We start from the raw sequence: 17,085 nt of genomic DNA, 5'->3' as shown, positions 1-17,085 counted from the left end.
GTCACCGATTCCGCGCAGGCTGCATCTAACCCTGGTGACCAGCCATTTTGTCCAGTTCACTGCGGGAATGCCAGTTCCACCCCACGCACGCGGTTACGAATCCTTCGCAGGCTCGATCGGACGCACCTCCGCCGATTCCACGCCGCATTGGACCGCGCCGGCCACGGCGCCCGCCGGTGCGCCGAATATCGTCGTCGTCCTCGTGGACGATATGGGTTACAGCGATATCGGTCCGTACGGCTCCGAGATCGCCACGCCCACACTGGATCGGCTCGCCGCGACGGGTGTGCGCTTGTCGAATTACCACACAACTCCCCTGTGCTCACCGTCGCGCGCCGCGTTGCTCACCGGTATCAATCCGCACCGCGCGGGATTCGGTTTCGTCGCCAATGCCGACCCCGGCTATCCCGGGCTGCGCCTGGAACTGTCCGACGATGTGCTCACCCTGCCGGAGATTCTGCGGGACAACGGATATGCCACCTACGCGGTGGGCAAATGGCATCTGGTGCGTGATGCCACGATGAATCCGGCGGCGCACCGGAGTTCGTGGCCGACGCAGCGCGGATTCGACCGGTACTACGGATCGCTGGAAGGCCTCAATTCCTTCTACTACCCGAATCAGCTGGTTTCCGACAGTTCGGTGGTGGATGTCGAGGAGTATCCGCCGGGTTACTACCTCACCGACGACCTCACCGACAAGGCACTGTCCTACATCAAGGACCTGCGCGCGCACGACGCGACGAAACCGTTCTTCCTGTACTTCGCGCACGTCGCCATGCACGGACCGTTGCAGGCGAAGGCGCAGGACCAGGCCAAGTACCGCGGACGATACGACGAGGGCTGGGACGAATTGCGCCGGCAGCGCTTCGCCGAGCAGGTGGCGCAGGGCCTGTTCCCGCCGGGCACCCAGCAGAAGCCGCGCAATACCGAGCCGGGTTACGAGGCGGCGGAATGGGATTCGCTGTCCGCGGCCGAGCAACGGCGGTACGCCCGGTACATGGAGGTGTACGCGGGCATGGTCGACAGCATCGACCAAAGCCTGGGCCGCATCGTCGAGCTGCTCGAGGAACTGGGCGAGCTCGACAACACGGTCATCGTGTTCACCTCCGACAACGGCGGTACCGCCGAGGGCGGGCCGGAGGGCACCCGCTCCTATTTCGCCGAATTCGCCCACATCGACGACCCCGACTGGGTGGGCGACGTGCCGCACGACGAGGAACTGATCGGTACCGCCAAGCTCGGGGTGCACTATCCGCGTGGCTGGGGGCAGGCGTCCAATACGCCGTTCCGTTTCTACAAGGGGCAGACCTTCGCCGGTGGGGTGCGGGTGCCGCTGATCGTGTCGTGGCCGAAAGGCTTGCCGCGCAAGGACAACGACACCGGCATCCGGCACGAGTACGCCTATGTCACCGACCTGGCGCCGACCCTGCTGGAATTCGCCGGGCTCGACCGGCCTTCGGTCCGTAACGGTCTACCTGCCAAGGACTTCGACGGCATCTCCGCCGCCGCCCTGCTCCGCGACGCCTCCGCACCGACCCTGCACACCGAGCAGTATTCGGAGATGACCGGTCATCGCGGCTTCTATCGCGACGGATGGAAACTGCTCTCGCTCCACGCAGCGGGCTCCGACCTGGACGCACCCGACTGGCAGCTCTTCGACGTGCGCGCCGACCCCACCGAGCTGCACGATCTGTCCGCACAGTACCCCGACAAGGCCGCCGAACTCGCGGCTGCCTGGGACGAATCGGCCTGGGCCAATACGGTTTTCCCGCTTCTCACCCGTGCCGACTTGTTCCGTAGGCGCCCGGAGGAGGCACGCCTGGCCGACCCGGTACGCCTGCTCCCCGGCACCCCGACCCTCGAGCGCTACCGTTCGCAACGGCTGATCGCCTACCGCGACTTCACCATCACCGCCGAACTCGGCGCGGCCACCTCCCCCTCGCGAGCCGGTGACCGATCCGTGCCCACCGGTTACCGGGACGGCGACGAAGGCGTACTCGTCGCCCACGGCGACCCGCTCGGTGGTTACCTGCTCTACATCGAGCACGGTGAGGTGGTGCTAGGCGTGAACAGTTACGGCCGCTACGCCTCGGTGGGCACACCGCTGCCGGTCGGCACCCGCTCGGTCGCCGTCCGCGCCACCGTGCGTCCCCACCTGCGCTGGGACTTCGTCGTCGAAGCCGACGGCACGCCCCTGGCCGAACTCACCGACCAGGTCCAGCTCGTCGGCATGGCGCCGTGGACCGGCATCTCCGTCGGCGTCGACGCCCGCGGTCCGGTGTCCTGGGACCTGCGCGAACGCCGCGGCCCCTTCCGCTACACCGGCGCCCTCCGCGCGATCACCTACACACCGGGTCCGATCCAGGTTCCGCGGGCCACCATCGACGCGGTCGAACGCGAGGCCGAGTTCGTTGCCGAGTAGCGGCAGGACCGAGCCGCGCACGCGCTGCGGGGAGCCGGTCACGCGTCTGTCCAGGTCGGGATCGGGTCCCGGCGGGTCGACCTGGTCGGATATCGTCTACCGGCGGAAAGACAGTCTCGCAGTGAGGACACCCCGATGGACGACAGTTCCCTGACCTGGGACGACGGTGCGCTCGTCACCATCGACCAGCGCGGGCTGCCGCACGAGGTGCGTGAGCTGCGGTTGACGACCGTCGATCAGGTGATCGACGCCATCACTACGCTCGCCATCCGTGGTGCGCCCGCCATCGGGATCGCGGGGGCGTTCGGGGTGGTCATCGCGACCCGTGCTCACACGAAGGCCGTCGACGCCGCCACCCAGGCCGTCGCCGAACGTCCCGAAACCGCGACGCGGGCGGACGCTGCGCATCCCGCAGCCGCGACGCAGGCGGACGACGAACATGGCCGCGGGGCCGCTGAGCAGGTAGGACAGCGCAGCGCGGCCGTCTCGCGCGAAGCGGTGCGGGCCGGCCTTTCGGGCGGCGGAGTGGTCGACGTGGCGGCGGTGGAAGCCGAGGCGGATCGGATCGCGGCGGCGCGACCCACCGCCGTCAACCTGGCGTGGGCGGTCGCGCGGGTGCGGACACGGATTCCCGAAGGTGCCGACGCCGTACTGGCCGAAACCCTCGACATGCTCGCCGAGGACGGCCGGGTCAACCTGGCCGCCGCCACCCACGCCGCCGACCTGGTGCAACAGCTCTGCGGTGACCGGCCGCTTCGCCTGCTCACGCACTGCAACACCGGACGCCTGGCCACCAGCGCGGTGGGAACGGCCATCGGCGCGCTGCGGGTACTGCACGAGCGCGGCGCCGTCACCGATGTGATCGTGGACGAGACCCGGCCGCTGCTACAGGGTGCGCGGCTCACCGCGTGGGAGCTGGCCGAGGCGGGCATCCCCCACCGGCTCACCATCGACTCGGCCGCCGCGTGGGCGATGGCAACGGGCCAGGTCGACGCCGTGCTCGTCGGCGCCGACCGGATCACCGCCAACGGCGATGTCGCCAACAAGATCGGCACCTTCGGCCTTGCGCTGGCCGCGCGTCATCACGGCATCCCGTTCATCGTCGTCGCCCCGGAGTCCACCCGCGATACCGCGATGGCGACCGGCGCGCAGATCGTCGTCGAACAGCGGGCTGCCACGGAGGTCACCGGGTTCGGTGGGATCGAGGCCGCACCGGCGGGCACCGCCGTGTTCAACCCGGCCTTCGACGTGACTCCGGCCGACCTGGTCACCGCGGTGGTCACGGAGAACGGTGTGGTCTACCGCAACGCGGACACCTTCGACGGGAACGGCCGCGCCGCGAGCTCGGAGAGCGACATGGCCGGACGCGCGCTCGCCGCCGTCGCTCGTCAGCTCTACGAGCGCGGCTGGATGCCCGGTACGGCAGGCAACATCTCCGTGCGATCCGGGAGCGACGATGCGCTGATCACCGCCAGCGGATTGTCGAAAGGCGAACTGACCGAGCACGATGCGGTGCGCGTGCGCGTCGCCGACACCACCGCGTACCCGGGTCAGGCCCGAAAACCCTCCGCCGAGACCAGCATTCACACCGCCGTGTACCGCACACGCGACGCCGGTGCCGTCGTGCACGTGCACTCACCGTTCGCCACCGCCCTGGCGACCACCGCCCGGCCGGGTGACACCGTGCGGGTCAGCGGGTACGAACTCATCAAGGGTTTCGGGCTCGACGATCCGTCGACCGTGGATGTTCCGGTGTTCGCGAACTGGCCCGACGTCGCGCGCATCGGCGCCGACATCGAGTACTACCTGCGCGAAAATCCCGGTGCCGCACCGATTCTGTTCATCACCGGGCACGGCATCACCGCCTGGGGTGACACTCTTGCCCAGGCGCGTGATCGCGCCGAATGTCTGGAAGCACTGTGCGAGTTGATCGCCCGCACCGGACGTACCGACGCCACTCCTTTCGAGATCGGACCGAGATGACCCTGCTGCAAGTGATGGCGGCCGACAATGCCGCCGATGTCCGGGTGCGGACCACCGACACCGCCGAGATCGGTGCGGAGCTGTCGAAGCACGGCATCGCCTTCTCCCGCTGGGAGGTGCTCCCCGACGCCGCGACCACCGACTCCGACACCCTGCTCGCCCATTACGCGCCGCGGATCGCCGAACTGAACGCGTCGGGTCGCTACGAGCACATCGATATCGCCCGCATCCACCCCGACGACGACAACCCCGACTGGCCCGCCACGGCGGCGGGTGCGCGCACCAAGTTCCTCGACGAGCACCGGCACGCCGAGGACGAGGTGCGTTTCTTCGCCGCCGGTCGCGGCTGCTTCTACCTGCACATCGACGACGCGGTGCTGGCCACGGTGTGCGAGGCGGGCGACCTGCTTTCGGTGCCCGCGGGCACCCTGCACTGGTTCGATATGGGCCCTCGCCCCGATTTCGTCGCCATCCGCTTCTTCGAGGAGGCCGACGGCTGGATCGGTGATTTCACCGGCGACAAGATCAGCGCCGGTTTCCCCACCCTGGACGAGCTGCTCGCGTGATCCGCGCGATCGTCCTCGATATCGAGGGCACCACCAGCCCCACCGATTCGGTGCGCACCGACCTCTACGGCTACACCGAGAAGCATCTGCCCGCCTGGCTGGCCGAGAATGCCACCGGTGCAGCCGAATCCGTGATCGCCGCGACCCGCGAACTGTCCGGCGAGGCAACCGCCGATACCGCGCGGATCGCCGAAATCCTCACCGGCTGGCTGCATTCCGATGTGAAGGCCGAGCCGCTGAAAGCTGCCCAGGGCGCCATCTGCGCGGAGGGTTTCCGCGCAGGCGACTTGCACGGCCGCTTCTTCGACGACGTCGCCCCCGCCCTGCGCGCCTGGCACGCCGCGGGTCACACCCTCTACATCTATTCCTCGGGTTCCGAACGCAACCAACGAGATTGGTTCACCTACGCCGACGCCGGCGACCTCGCACCCCTCGTCACCGATCACTTCGACCTGGTGAACGCCGGCCCCAAACGCGAACCCGCCTCCTACGAAACGATCACCGCCCGCATCGCGGTCGCGCCGCGCGAAACCCTGTTCCTTTCCGATCACCCGGACGAACTCGATGCGGCCGTCACCGCCGGTTGGCGCGTCGTCGGCGTCCACCGCCCCGGCGAGCCGAATCCCCCACGCCCACCGCACAAGTGGGTCGGATCGTTCGCGGAGATCGACCCTGCCGCGCTGACCGAACAGTAGGCCGCGGCGAGCACAAGAAAAGACGCGCCGAGGTCCTGGTGTGGACCTCGGCGCGCCGAATCACTTGGCTACAGTGACCTTTTCGCGTTCAGCTTCCGGTTCGTAGGTCTCCCAGAAGGTGGCGTTGCGGATACCGAGTGCCTTCGGATCGAAGACCGGGTCCTTGCCTTCCTTCTTCTGCTTCTCGTAGTCACGCAGGGCCTTGTAGGCGGGCTGCTGGATGATGATGATGCCGATGATGTTGAGCCAGGCCATCAGGCCGACGCCGATGTCGCCGAGGGTCCAGGCGTCGGTGGCCGTCGACAGCGCGCCGACGGCGACCGACACCAGGATGAGGGCCTGCAGGACCAGCGTGGTGTTGGCGCCGACGGTGCCACGGATGACGGGGACCGGCTTGGCCGCGGCCTTGCCGACCAGGAAGCGCAGGTTGGTGTCGGCCATGTAGTAGTAGGCGATGATCGTGGTCAGGCAGAAGAACGCCAGCGAGATCGCGACGAAGGTCGAGCCGAAACCGCCCCACAGGGTGTCGACCGCGTGCTGGGCGTAGGCGGGGCCGACCGCGGCGTCCGACGGCAGCACTCCACCGTCGGCCAGGACCTTGCCGTCGGCGGACTCACCCTCGAAGACCCGGTAGGCGCCGGTCGACAGGATCAGCAGGCCGGTGGCGGTGCAGACGAACAGGGTGTCGATGTACACGGCGAACGCCTGCACCAGGCCCTGCTTGGCGGGGTGGGACACCTCGGCGGCGGCCGCCGAGTGCGGGCCGGTGCCCTGACCTGCCTCGTTGGAGTACACACCGCGCTTGACGCCCCACATCACGGCCGCGCCGATGATCGCGCCGAACGCCGCGTCGGCGCCGAGGGCGCTGCGCACCACCAGGGACAGGATCTCCGGGATCTGGCCGGCGTTGGCGAACACGATGACCATGGAGATCAGGATGTAGCCCACCGCCATGAACGGCACGACGACCGCCGCGAAGGCGGCGATGCGCTTGACGCCACCGATGATGACGAACGCCAGCACGATCACGGTTCCGAGGGCCACCACCCACTCCGACACGCCCCAGGCCTGGTTCATCGCGGCCGCCATCGAGTTGGACTGCACGCTCGGCATGAGCAGACCGCAGGCCAGCACCGTCACGGCGGCGAAGATCACCGCGTAGACCTTGAACAGCGGGGCGGCCTTGGTGTGCGACATCGCCCGGTGGAAGTAGTAGGCGGGCCCGCCACGGTACTCACCGGTGAGCGGGTCGCGGGTCTTGTAGATCTGGCCGAGGGTGCACTCGACGAAGGACGTGGAGGCGCCGAGGAAGGCCACTGCCCACATCCAGAACAGCGCACCCGGCCCGCCGAAGGCGATGGCGGTGGCGACGCCCGCGATATTGCCGGTGCCGATGCGCCCCGACAGCGACATCGCCAGCGCCTGGAACGACGACACTCCGGAGGCGGACTTCTCGCCGCGCACCAACAGCCGCACCATTTCCGGGATCTGGCGGACCTGGACGAACCTGGAACGGATCGAGAAGTACACCCCCGCGGCCAAGCACAGATAGATCAACGAGTTGCTCCAGATATAACCGTTGATCGTGGTCAAGAACTCAGCCACTCGCTCGTACTCCCTGATAGCCATCGATGGACGTCAGACATGATCGCATGCCCGGTAACCGCTGGTTAGCTGAGTACATATTGTTCGCCCGCCCGCCCCGCTCGCGGGCGCGGATCGAAGCGACGCAGGTCACTGTGGGTGTGTAAACAAATGTAAACCGTCCGAGAACCCGTCGTTTCCGAAGCATCACCGCGTCGGTGCCGAACCGCCTCGCGAGCGTCGGGAAAGGCCGGTCGGGTGAGGGTTTCCCCTGGTCGTGGCGGGCGCGCTGGGTGAGCGGCGGGTTACCGGGGTGACCAGCACATTTCGCCCACCTCACAACGCACAAAGGCCTGATCCGGGGTGTGAGAAGTTCGTTTTGACCGGCGGGACCGCCTCCTTACAGTTGGCCTCAACAGCCCGATTTCACAAGCTCGAAGGGGGCGTCGTGGTTAATTCGCGCACTCATGGTCCGTCGCCCACCGATTTCGGTGACAGTCTGCTGACGCTCGGAAAATACTTTCAGCGCGGTGAGGTTTCCGCGGATCAACGGTCGGTGTTCAAGGTCGGTGGGCGCGATGCCGACGCGTTCTACCGCGACCGGTGGTCGCACGACAAGGTGGTGCGCTCCACCCACGGCGTGAACTGCACCGGTTCGTGCTCGTGGAAGATCTACGTCAAGGACGGCGTGATCACCTGGGAGTCCCAGCAGACCGACTATCCCTCGGTGGGCTCGGACAAGCCCGAGTACGAACCGCGCGGCTGCCCCCGCGGTGCCTCGTTCTCCTGGTACACCTACTCCCCCGCCCGCGTGCGCTACCCGTATGTGCGCGGCACCCTGCTCGACCTGTACCGCAAGGCCAAGGCCGAGTTGAAGGACCCGGTGCTGGCCTGGGAGTCGATCGTCGAGGATCCGGTCAAGGCCAAGGCGTACAAGAACGCGCGCGGCAAGGGCGGGTTCGTGCGCGCCGAGTGGTGGGAGGCGGCCGAAATCGCCGCTGCCGCACACGTTTACACGATCAAGCAGTACGGTCCCGACCGCGTCGCCGGGTTCTCGCCGATTCCGGCGATGTCGATGGTCAGCCACGCGACGGGCGCGCGTTTCGTGTCGCTGCTCGGCGGCTACATGCTCTCGTTCTACGACTGGTACGCCGACCTGCCGGTGGCCTCGCCGCAGGTGTTCGGTGACCAGACCGACGTGCCGGAGTCGGCCGACTGGTTCGACGCGGGGTACCTCATCATGTGGGGTTCCAACGTCCCGGTGACCCGAACCCCCGACGCGCACTACATGACCGAGGCGCGGTATCGCGGCCAGAAGGTCGTGGTGGTCTCCCCCGACTACGCCGACAACACCAAGTTCGCCGACGAGTGGGTGGCCGCCCGCCCCGGCACCGACGCGGCGCTGGCGATGGCGATGGGGCACGTGGTGCTCAAGGAGTTCTTCCTCGAGAAGCAGACTCCGATGTTTCTGGACTACATCAAGTCCTACACCGATTTGCCGTACCTGATCTGTCTCGACGAGGCGGCGGATCAGGGCGGCGCTCTTCCGGGCAAGTTCTTGACGGCGGCCGATCTGGGCCACACCGACGAGAACGCCGCACACAAGCCGGTCCTGCTCGATCAGGCCGGAAACCCGGTGGTGCCCAACGGTTCTCTTGGCCACCGCTTCAACGAGGCGGACGCGGGCAAGTGGAATCTCGATCTCGAAGGGGTCGACCCGCTGCTCACCCTGCTCGACCATTCCGACGAGACGCCGACCACCATCGCGCTGCCCCGCTTCGACACCGACACCGCCGCACCCATCATCCGTGGCGTGCCGGCGAAAACCGTTGCGGGCAAACGGGTCACCACCGTCTTCGACCTGCTGCTCGCCCAGTACGGCCTCGGTCGTGAGGGTCTGCCCGGCGACTGGGCCAAGGGTTACGACGACGCCGAGTCGCCCTACACCCCGGCCTGGCAGGAAACCATCACCGGCGTGCCCGCCGTGCAGGCCGCGCGTATCGGCCGCGAATTCGCCGACAACGCCGAACGTTCCGGTGGCCGTTCGATGATCCTGATGGGCGCGGGCACCAACCACTGGTTCCACTCCGATCAGATCTACCGCGCCTTCTTCACTCTCACGCTGCTCACCGGTTGTCAGGGCAAGAACGGCGGCGGCTGGGCCCACTACGTCGGCCAGGAGAAGTGCCGCCCGGTAACAGGTTGGGCGACACTGGCTTCGGCGAGCGACTGGCAGCGTCCGCCGCGTCAGATGCAGGGCACCGTGTTCTGGTACCTGACCAACGACCAGTGGCGCTACGACCCGTTCACCTCGGACTCGTTCGCGTCCCCGCTGGGCAAGGGCAAGTTCGCCGGTCGTACCGCTGCCGACAACATCGCCCTGGCGAGTCGTCTCGGCTGGATGCCGAGCTACCCGACGTTCAACCGCAACCCACTGGATATGGCCGACGAAGCCGCGGCGGCGGGCAAAACGCCCGGTGAGCACGTGGTCGACGGCCTCAAGTCCGGCGACCTGCGCTTCGCCTGCGAAGACCCCGACGCCCCCGAGAACTTCCCGCGCGTACTCACCGTGTGGCGGGCGAACCTGCTCGGCTCCTCGGGCAAGGGCAACGAGTACTTCCAGAAGCACCTGCTCGGCTGCGGCTCCAACCTGCAGACCACCGACGCCACCGGCGTGCGCCCACAGGAGCTGGAATGGCGTGAGGAAGGCGCCGAGGGCAAGCTGGACCTGCTGCTGGCCCTGGACTTCCGCATGACCAGCACCACCCTGTTCGCCGACATCGTGCTGCCCGCCGCCACCTGGTACGAGAAGCACGACCTGTCCTCTACCGACATGCACCCCTTCGTGCACGCCTTCTCCCCCGCCATCTCCCCACCGTGGGAGGCCAAGACTGACTTCGAGGCGTTCCACCGCATCGCGCGCGGGTTCTCCTGGCTCGCCGAAAAGCACCTCGGCACAAGGAAAGACATCGTCGCGGTGCCGTTGCAGCACGACTCGCCGGATGCGCTGGCGCAGGCGGGCGGCAAGGTGCTGGACTGGAAAACCGGTGAGTGCGAACCGATTCCGGGCAAGACCATGCCCAAGATCGTCGAGATCGAACGCGACTACACCAAGATCGCCGAGAAGCTCGCGGCGCTCGGCCCGCTGGTGGACACGCTCGGCGTGACCACCAAGGGCATCACGACCTACCCGGACAAAGAGGTGGCCTACCTCGCGGGCAAGAACGGCACCGTGGTGTCGGGGATCGCGGCCGGGCGGCCGTCGCTGGCCAAGGACACCTTCGCCGCCGAGACCATTCTCGCGCTGTCGGGCACCACCAACGGGCGACTCGCCGTCGAGGGTTTCCACCAGCTCGAGCGGCGTACCGGCACGAAACTTGCCGACCTCGCCGCCGAGGCCGAGGGCAAGCAGATCACCTTCGCCGACACCCAGGCCCGGCCCGTTCCGGTCATCACCTCGCCGGAGTGGTCGGGCAGTGAAAGCGGTGGGCGCCGGTACTCGCCGTTCACCATCAATGTGGAGCGGCTCAAGCCGTGGCACACCCTCACCGGGCGTCAGCACTTCTACCTCGACCACGACTGGATGATCGAACTCGGTGAGCAACTGCCGATCTTCCGTCCACCGCTGGACATGTCGGCGCTGTTCGCGGAGCCGAGCATCGGCAACGTGAGCGGCAACGGGCTCACCGTGCGCTACCTGACCCCGCACTCGAAGTGGTCCATCCACTCGGCCTACCAGGACAACCTGCACATGCTCACGCTCTCGCGGGGTGGTCAGACGATCTGGATGTCGGATGTGGACGCGAAGAAGATCGGTGTCGCCGACAACGACTGGATCGAGGCGATCAACCGCAACGGTGTCGTCGTGGCCCGCGCGATCGTCTCGCACCGCATGCCCGAGGGCACGGTGTTCATGTACCACGCCCAGGACCGCGCGGTCGACGTGCCGCGTATCGAAGGCGCCGAGGACACCACCAAAGAAGCCAAGGGCAAGCGCGGCGGTATACACAACGCACTCACCCGGGTGCTCATCAAGCCCTCGCACCTGATCGGCGGCTACGCCCAGCAGTCGTTCGCGCTGAACTACCACGGCCCCACCGGAAACCAGCGCGACGAGGTCACCACCATTCGCCGCCGCAACCAGAACGTGGAGTACTGACATGCGCGTTATGGCTCAGCTCGCCATGGTCATGAACCTGGACAAGTGCATCGGCTGCCACACCTGCTCGGTCACCTGCAAGCAGGCGTGGACCAATCGCGGTGGCACCGAGTACGTCTGGTTCAACAATGTGGAAACCCGCCCGGGACAAGGCTATCCGCGCCAGTACGAGGACCAGGAGAAGTGGAAGGGTGGCTGGACGCTCAACAAGCGCGGCAAGCTCACCCTGAAGTCGGGGTCGCGGTTCAAGCGGCTGATGAACATCTTCGCCAACCCCGATCTGCCGACGGTCGACGACTACTACGAGCCGTGGAGCTACGACTACGACAACCTGCTGTCGTCGCCACCCACCGACACCACCCCGGTCGCCCGGCCGAAGTCGCTGATCACCGGCGAGGACACCAAGGTCACCTGGGGTGCGAACTGGGACGACGACCTGGGTTCGGGCCCCGAGCAGGTCGGCAAGGACCCCTTGCTCGGCAAGCTCGAGGACAAGGTGAAACTGGAGTTCGAAGAGACCTTCATGTTCTACCTGCCGCGCATCTGCGAGCACTGCCTCAATCCCTCGTGTGCCGCGTCGTGCCCGTCGGGCGCGATCTACAAGCGCGAGGAAGACGGCATCGTGCTCGTCGACCAGGACAAATGCCGTGGCTGGCGCCAATGCATCACCGGCTGCCCGTACAAGAAGATCTACTTCAACCACAAGACGGGCAAGGCGGAGAAGTGCACCTTCTGCTACCCGCGCGTGGAGGTCGGCATCCCGACCGTGTGCTCGGAGACCTGTGTGGGCCGGCTGCGCTACATCGGCGTGATGCTCTACGACGCCGACGCGGTGCTCGAGGCAGCGCAGGTCACCGATCCGCAGGATCTGTACACCTCCCAGCTCGGTGTATTCCTCAACCCGCACGACCCGCGCGTGATCGCCGAGGCGGAGAAGGCCGGTATCTCGCCGGAATGGATTGCCGCCGCGCAGGATTCGCCGGTGTACAAGCTGATCGTCGACTACCAGCTCGCGCTGCCGCTGCATCCGGAATACCGCACCATGCCGATGGTCTGGTACGTGCCGCCGCTCTCGCCGGTGGTGGATGTGCTCACCGAGACCGGTCACGACGGCGAGGACGCGCGCAACCTGTTCGGCGCCATCGATGCCCTGCGCATTCCGATCGGCTACCTGGCGGAACTGTTCACGGCCGGTGAGATCGGTCCGGTGCGCGCGTCGTTGCAAAGGCTCGCCGGGATGCGGGCTTTCATGCGTTCGGTGAACCTCGGTGAGGAACCCGATACTGGTATCGCGCCCTCGATCGGGCTCGAGCCCGAGGAGATCGAGGCGATGTACCGGTTGCTCGCGATCGCCAAGTACGAGCACCGTTATGTGATCCCCAGCGGCGCGACTTCCCGTGCGCACGAACTGGATTCGCTGGCCACCGGATGCAGTCTCGACACCGACGGCGGGCCGGGCATGACGGCGTTCGACCAGGTGGTGGAGAAGTTCTCCCTCGCCGACACGAATCAGGCCGCACCGGAGGAGAAGTCGGGGCGGATCAACCTGCTCAACTGGGACGGTCGCTCCACCGCGGGCCTGCTGCCCGGCAGCGACAACGGCAACGGCAACGGGAATGGCAACGGCCACACCGGCAACGGCGCCGGATCCGGTGGTGGAGGCAACGGCGCCGCCACCACCGACCCGGCCGTCAGCGGGGTGCCGCAATGAGTCTGCTCTCGATCCGGCGGCGACCCGAGCCCGTCCTCGCTTTGGCCGAGCACGAGCGTCGCATGGTCTGGCGCCTGGCCGCGCTGCTGCTGGACTATCCCGGCGAACAGACCCTCGCCCTGCTCGATCAACTGTCCTCCGCCGCAGCCCAATTGCCCGACGAGGTGCGCACTCATTTCGAGCCGGTACTCGCCTACCTGCGCGACACCCCGGACATCGAGGTCGCCCAGAGCTATGTCGAGACCTTCGACATGCGCCGCCGCGCCAGCCTGCACCTGACGTTCTACGCCTACGGTGACACCCGCAAACGCGGCATGGCACTGCTGCGTTTCAAGCACGCCTACCGCCAGGCCGGTGCCGAACTCGGTGACGAGGAACTGCCCGACCACCTGCCGGTGCTGCTCGAGTTCGCCGCCACCGTCGACCCGATCGGCGGCGAACGCCTGCTCGGCGAACACGTGCCCGTACTGGAGCTGCTCCGGTTGTCACTGGGAGACAACAACTCCCCGTACTCGGGTGTCCTCGCAGCCGTCCTGGCGACCCTGCCACCGGTGACCACCGCCGACCGCCGCCGCATCGCCGAACTCGCCGCCCAGGGCCCGCCCGAGGAAGAGGTCGGCCTGGAACCCTTCGCCATGGACCCCGCCCTCTTCGACGCCACAGAAGGACGCCGATGAACGCCACTATTCCGCTCCCCGAAGGCCTGTGGCTGATCCTGCCCTACATCGCCGCGACTTCCTTTGTGCTGGGCCATGTCTGGCGCTACCGGTTCGACCAGTTCGGGTGGACCACGAGGTCCTCGCAGATCTACGAGTCCAAGCTGCTGCAGCTGGGCAGTCCACTGTTCCACTTCGGCATGCTCGGGGTGTTCGGCGGGCATGTGATGGGCCTGCTGATTCCGCAGTCGTGGACGGCGGCGCTCGGGATCTCCGAGCACACCTATCACCTGGTCGCGGTCGGCGCGGGTTCTGTCGCGGGCCTGATGGTGGTGGCCGGAGTCGCCATCCTGTGTTACCGCCGCATCGTCGTGCCCGCCGTGCGCAAGGCGACCAGCCGCAACGACATCATGATGTACACGCTGCTCACCTTGGCGCTGGTCACCGGGCTGCTCAACACCTGGGGCTCGAACCTGCTGTGGGGCACCTACAACTACCGCGACACCGTGTCGCCGTGGTTCCGCAGCCTGTTCACCATCAACCCGGAGCCGGGGCTGATGGTCGGCGTGCCGTGGACCTTCCAGCTGCACGGTCTGGTGGTGCTCGCCCTGGTCGCGGCCTGGCCGTACACCCGGCTCGTGCACATGTTCAGCGCGCCCATCGGGTACCTCACCCGCCCGTACATCGTGTACCGGCGCAAGGAAGTGGACACCAAGGACAAGACGCGCTTCGCCAAGGCCTGGGACGCCCCGGTGACTCCCGATCGCTGGTAGGTCAACTTTTCGCCCGGTGAGCGGGCGATACCGTTGCGGCCCGTAATTGAAACGTGTTTCACTTCGGGGATGAGCGATGTCCTCGCGCCCGCCCGTCTCGGTCCCCTCACCCTGCGCAACCGCGTGCTCAAGGCGGCCACCTTCGAGGGACGCACCCCGGAAGCGCTGGTCACCGACGACCTGGTGGAGTTCCATCGCGAGGTCGCCGCCGGTGGGGTCGGGATGACGACGGTCGCCTATTGCGCGGTCGCACCGGGTGGGCGGACGGATCGGCATCAGATCTGGATGCGGCCGGAGGCCGTGCCTGGGCTGCGGCGGCTCACCGATGCCGTACACGCCGAGGGCGCGGCGGTGAGCGCGCAGCTCGGGCACGCGGGACCGGTGGCGAACGCGCGGTCGAACCGGGCGCCCGCGCTGGCGCCGAGTCGGATGTTCAATCCGCTCGGGATGCGGTTCACCAAGGTGCCCGACCACCTCGCCATCGCCGAGGTGGTCGAAGCGCACGCGCTCGCGGCCCGGTTGGCACGGGAGTCCGGGTTCGACGCCGTCGAGGTGCACCTGGGCCACAACTACCTGGCCAGCGCCTTCCTGAGTCCGCTGCTGAACCGGCGCCGCGACGAATACGGCGGTTCGCTGGCGAACCGGGCGCGTGTGGCGCGGGAGCTGGTGCGCGCGGTGCGCGACGCGGTGGGCGACGACATGGCCGTCACTGCCAAGCTCACGATGGAAGACGGTGTGCGCGGCGGGTTTTCGATCGAGGAGTCGCTGCGGGTGGCGCGCTGGTTGCAGGACGACGGCGCGATCGATGCCATCGAACTCACCGCGGGCAGTTCGCTGCTCAATCCGATGGCCATCTTCCGTGGCGATGCACCGCGCCGGAACTTCGCCCGTACCCTGCCGATCCCGGTGCGCTGGGGTTTCCAGCTCGTCGGCGGCAAGTTTTTGCGCGAATATCCGTACCGGCCGGGCTATCTGCTCGACAAGGCGCGCCGCTTCCGCGCGGAGTTGTCGCTGCCGCTGATCCTGCTCGGCGGCATCACCGACCTGGCCGGCGCCGAACAGGCCCGCGCCGAGGGTTTCGAATTCGTCGCCATGGGCCGTGCGCTGCTGCGCGAACCCGACCTGGTCCGCCGCTGGCAGTCCGACCGGGCGACACCATCGCTGTGCACGCATTGCAACGAGTGTGTGCCGACCATCTACTCGACAACGCGCTGCGTGCTACGAACCTGAACGCGCACCGATCACTTCGCGGCGTTCGCGTCGTCACTACTGTGGGACGCCGGCGCGGCACCACGGCTCCCGGCGATCCCTGGTGCCCCGGAGGTTTCTCGTGCCCGATACCCGTGTCGCACTGTGGACGATGACGCATGCCGAACGTGCCGCCCTGGCGGACGACCTGGCCCACCTCGACGACGACCAGTGGCACCGGCCCTCGCTGTGCGGCGACTGGACCGTCGAAGACGTGGTCGCGCACCTCACCGCGGGCGCGAGCACCGGGCGGCTGCGCTGGCTGGGCAGCGTGCTCGCCGCACGCTTCGACTTCGACAAGCACAACGAGCGCCGCAAAGCCGACCACCTGGGCACGACCCCGGCCGAGACTCTCGAACGCTTCCGGGCGATCGTGGACTCCACCACCGCGCCGTCCGGCGACACCGCCGCCTGGCTCGGTGAAGTCGTGGTCCACGGCCAGGACATCCGCCGCCCCCTCGGGCTCACCACCACGCCGTCGATCGAAGCGACCACCGCTGTCGCCGAATTCTTCGCCGGGCGCGACTTCACCGTCCCCAGTCGCACCCTCATCGCCGGCCTGCGGTTGGAGGCAACCGATGGGCCGTTCACCCACGGCGACGGACCACTCGTCACCGGAACAACTCTCGCCTTGACCATGGCGATGGCGGGCCGACCCGCCTACTGCGACGACCTCTCCGGGCCGGGCGCCCCAACCCTGTGCAAACGCCTCACCGGCAACTGAGCGCTGCACCCCAACCCGTGCGGGCAGCCCTCTACCGTCCGGCCCCTCGCAAGCGCCGCACTGGTATGACCGCTGGGGCCGAGGCGACCCTGTCCGGCGCGTGCGCCTCCGCCGTCAGGAGCCGAGGGTTTTGCGGACGGTGTCGAACCAGGACTGGGTGGCGGTGAGGCCTGCTTCGATGTCCTTGCGGCCGCCGTGGAAGCCGAAGAGTTCGGCGGCGTAGCGGCTCAGGACCGTCCCTTCGGACTCCTCGAATTCGGCGAGGACGTCGGCGTCGCCGAGGAGGTAGGCGACGGCCGAGACCTGGCCCGCGGTCCACACCGTGCGGTGGGGCGACCAGCCGTCGGCGCGGACCGCGCGGGCCTTGGCCACCAGGTCGTCGCGCAGAGCGTCGCGGTCGGCATCGGTCGGCTTGCGGGGTTTGCCCCAGCTGATCCGTTTCGCGTCAGACATATCGGCCCTCTCGCTGCTGCAGGTGCGCGTCTACTCGACCACCTGATTCCGATCAGCGTCGCAGATCGACACAGTGCCGTAGCGCACCGGGCGGTCACGGACGCGAATCGA

Annotated in this window: 12 protein-coding genes; 10 read left to right on the top strand and 2 right to left on the bottom strand. The window is 67.6% G+C overall.

Annotated features, from left to right (window positions below):
* Positions 1-67 precede the first annotated feature (67 nt).
* The 4 genes from AB0I19_RS23575 to mtnC all read left to right on the top strand — a co-directional run bounded on the left by AB0I19_RS23575 (position 68) and on the right by mtnC (position 5,666).
* Positions 68-2,422, top strand: coding sequence for an arylsulfatase (locus AB0I19_RS23575; RefSeq protein ID WP_357151192.1), 2,355 nt, complete (start codon positions 68-70; stop codon positions 2,420-2,422).
* 135 nt (positions 2,423-2,557) lie between these two features.
* On the top strand, positions 2,558-4,405 hold the full coding sequence (gene mtnA, locus AB0I19_RS23570) for an S-methyl-5-thioribose-1-phosphate isomerase (protein WP_357151190.1): 1,848 nt from the start codon (positions 2,558-2,560) through the stop codon (positions 4,403-4,405).
* Positions 4,402-4,971, top strand: a complete 570-nt coding sequence (locus AB0I19_RS23565; RefSeq protein ID WP_067491561.1) for a cupin — start codon at positions 4,402-4,404, stop codon at positions 4,969-4,971. Before mtnA ends, AB0I19_RS23565 begins: the two co-directional genes overlap by 4 nt.
* Positions 4,968-5,666, top strand: coding sequence for an acireductone synthase (mtnC, locus tag AB0I19_RS23560; RefSeq protein WP_357151188.1), 699 nt, complete (start codon positions 4,968-4,970; stop codon positions 5,664-5,666). Before AB0I19_RS23565 ends, mtnC begins: the two co-directional genes overlap by 4 nt.
* Before the next feature lie 60 nt (positions 5,667-5,726).
* On the opposite strand, the gene AB0I19_RS23555 is transcribed toward mtnC, so the two are convergent.
* A complete protein-coding gene (locus AB0I19_RS23555) occupies positions 5,727-7,271 on the bottom strand; it encodes an alanine/glycine:cation symporter family protein (protein ID WP_357151186.1) in 1,545 nt (514 codons plus the stop codon).
* Between the two features lie 427 nt (positions 7,272-7,698).
* Between AB0I19_RS23555 and AB0I19_RS23550 the strand changes: the two genes are divergently transcribed.
* The 6 genes from AB0I19_RS23550 (at position 7,699) to AB0I19_RS23525 (ending at position 16,521) form a co-directional block, all read left to right on the top strand.
* Positions 7,699-11,409, top strand: coding sequence for a nitrate reductase subunit alpha (locus tag AB0I19_RS23550; protein ID WP_357151184.1), 3,711 nt, complete (start codon positions 7,699-7,701; stop codon positions 11,407-11,409).
* A 10-nt stretch (positions 11,410-11,419) separates the two neighbouring features.
* The gene (gene narH, locus AB0I19_RS23545) at positions 11,420-13,120 is read left to right on the top strand and encodes a nitrate reductase subunit beta (protein WP_357151292.1); all 1,701 of its coding nucleotides are present in this window, start codon (positions 11,420-11,422) and stop codon (positions 13,118-13,120) included.
* Positions 13,117-13,797, top strand: a complete 681-nt coding sequence (gene narJ, locus AB0I19_RS23540) for a nitrate reductase molybdenum cofactor assembly chaperone (RefSeq protein ID WP_357151182.1) — start codon at positions 13,117-13,119, stop codon at positions 13,795-13,797. Before narH ends, narJ begins: the two co-directional genes overlap by 4 nt.
* Positions 13,794-14,549, top strand: coding sequence for a respiratory nitrate reductase subunit gamma (gene narI, locus AB0I19_RS23535; protein ID WP_225278935.1), 756 nt, complete (start codon positions 13,794-13,796; stop codon positions 14,547-14,549). The genes narJ and narI overlap by 4 nt, the downstream gene beginning before the upstream one ends.
* Before the next feature lie 69 nt (positions 14,550-14,618).
* A complete protein-coding gene (locus AB0I19_RS23530; protein ID WP_357151180.1) occupies positions 14,619-15,779 on the top strand; it encodes an NADH:flavin oxidoreductase in 1,161 nt (386 codons plus the stop codon).
* 130 nt (positions 15,780-15,909) lie between these two features.
* Positions 15,910-16,521 carry a maleylpyruvate isomerase family mycothiol-dependent enzyme gene (locus tag AB0I19_RS23525; RefSeq protein ID WP_357151290.1) on the top strand — a complete coding sequence of 204 codons (612 nt, stop codon included), beginning with the start codon at positions 15,910-15,912 and terminating at the stop codon, positions 16,519-16,521.
* A 114-nt stretch (positions 16,522-16,635) separates the two neighbouring features.
* On the opposite strand, the gene AB0I19_RS23520 is transcribed toward AB0I19_RS23525, so the two are convergent.
* The gene (locus tag AB0I19_RS23520) at positions 16,636-16,974 is read right to left on the bottom strand and encodes a hypothetical protein (RefSeq protein ID WP_357151178.1); all 339 of its coding nucleotides are present in this window, start codon (positions 16,972-16,974) and stop codon (positions 16,636-16,638) included.
* Positions 16,975-17,085 lie beyond the last annotated feature (111 nt).

Source organism: Nocardia sp. NPDC050413 (assembly GCF_040655475.1).
Lineage (GTDB): Bacteria > Actinomycetota > Actinomycetes > Mycobacteriales > Mycobacteriaceae > Nocardia > Nocardia coubleae.
Note: the sequence above shows the minus strand (reverse complement) of the source record. Positions and strands in the feature narration are given on the sequence as shown.

Excerpts from the sequence above, each read along its gene's own strand:
- AB0I19_RS23575 (WP_357151192.1), top strand. The coding sequence starts at position 68 with ATGCCAGTTCCACCCCACGCACGCGGTTACGAATCCTTCGCAGGCTCG.
- mtnA (WP_357151190.1), top strand. The coding sequence starts at position 2,558 with ATGGACGACAGTTCCCTGACCTGGGACGACGGTGCGCTCGTCACCATC.
- AB0I19_RS23565 (WP_067491561.1), top strand. The coding sequence starts at position 4,402 with ATGACCCTGCTGCAAGTGATGGCGGCCGACAATGCCGCCGATGTCCGG.
- narH (WP_357151292.1), top strand. The coding sequence starts at position 11,420 with ATGGCTCAGCTCGCCATGGTCATGAACCTGGACAAGTGCATCGGCTGC.
- narJ (WP_357151182.1), top strand. The coding sequence starts at position 13,117 with ATGAGTCTGCTCTCGATCCGGCGGCGACCCGAGCCCGTCCTCGCTTTG.
- narI (WP_225278935.1), top strand. The coding sequence starts at position 13,794 with ATGAACGCCACTATTCCGCTCCCCGAAGGCCTGTGGCTGATCCTGCCC.
- AB0I19_RS23530 (WP_357151180.1), top strand. The coding sequence starts at position 14,619 with ATGAGCGATGTCCTCGCGCCCGCCCGTCTCGGTCCCCTCACCCTGCGC.
- AB0I19_RS23525 (WP_357151290.1), top strand. The coding sequence starts at position 15,910 with ATGACGCATGCCGAACGTGCCGCCCTGGCGGACGACCTGGCCCACCTC.
- AB0I19_RS23520 (WP_357151178.1), bottom strand. The coding sequence starts at position 16,974 with ATGTCTGACGCGAAACGGATCAGCTGGGGCAAACCCCGCAAGCCGACC.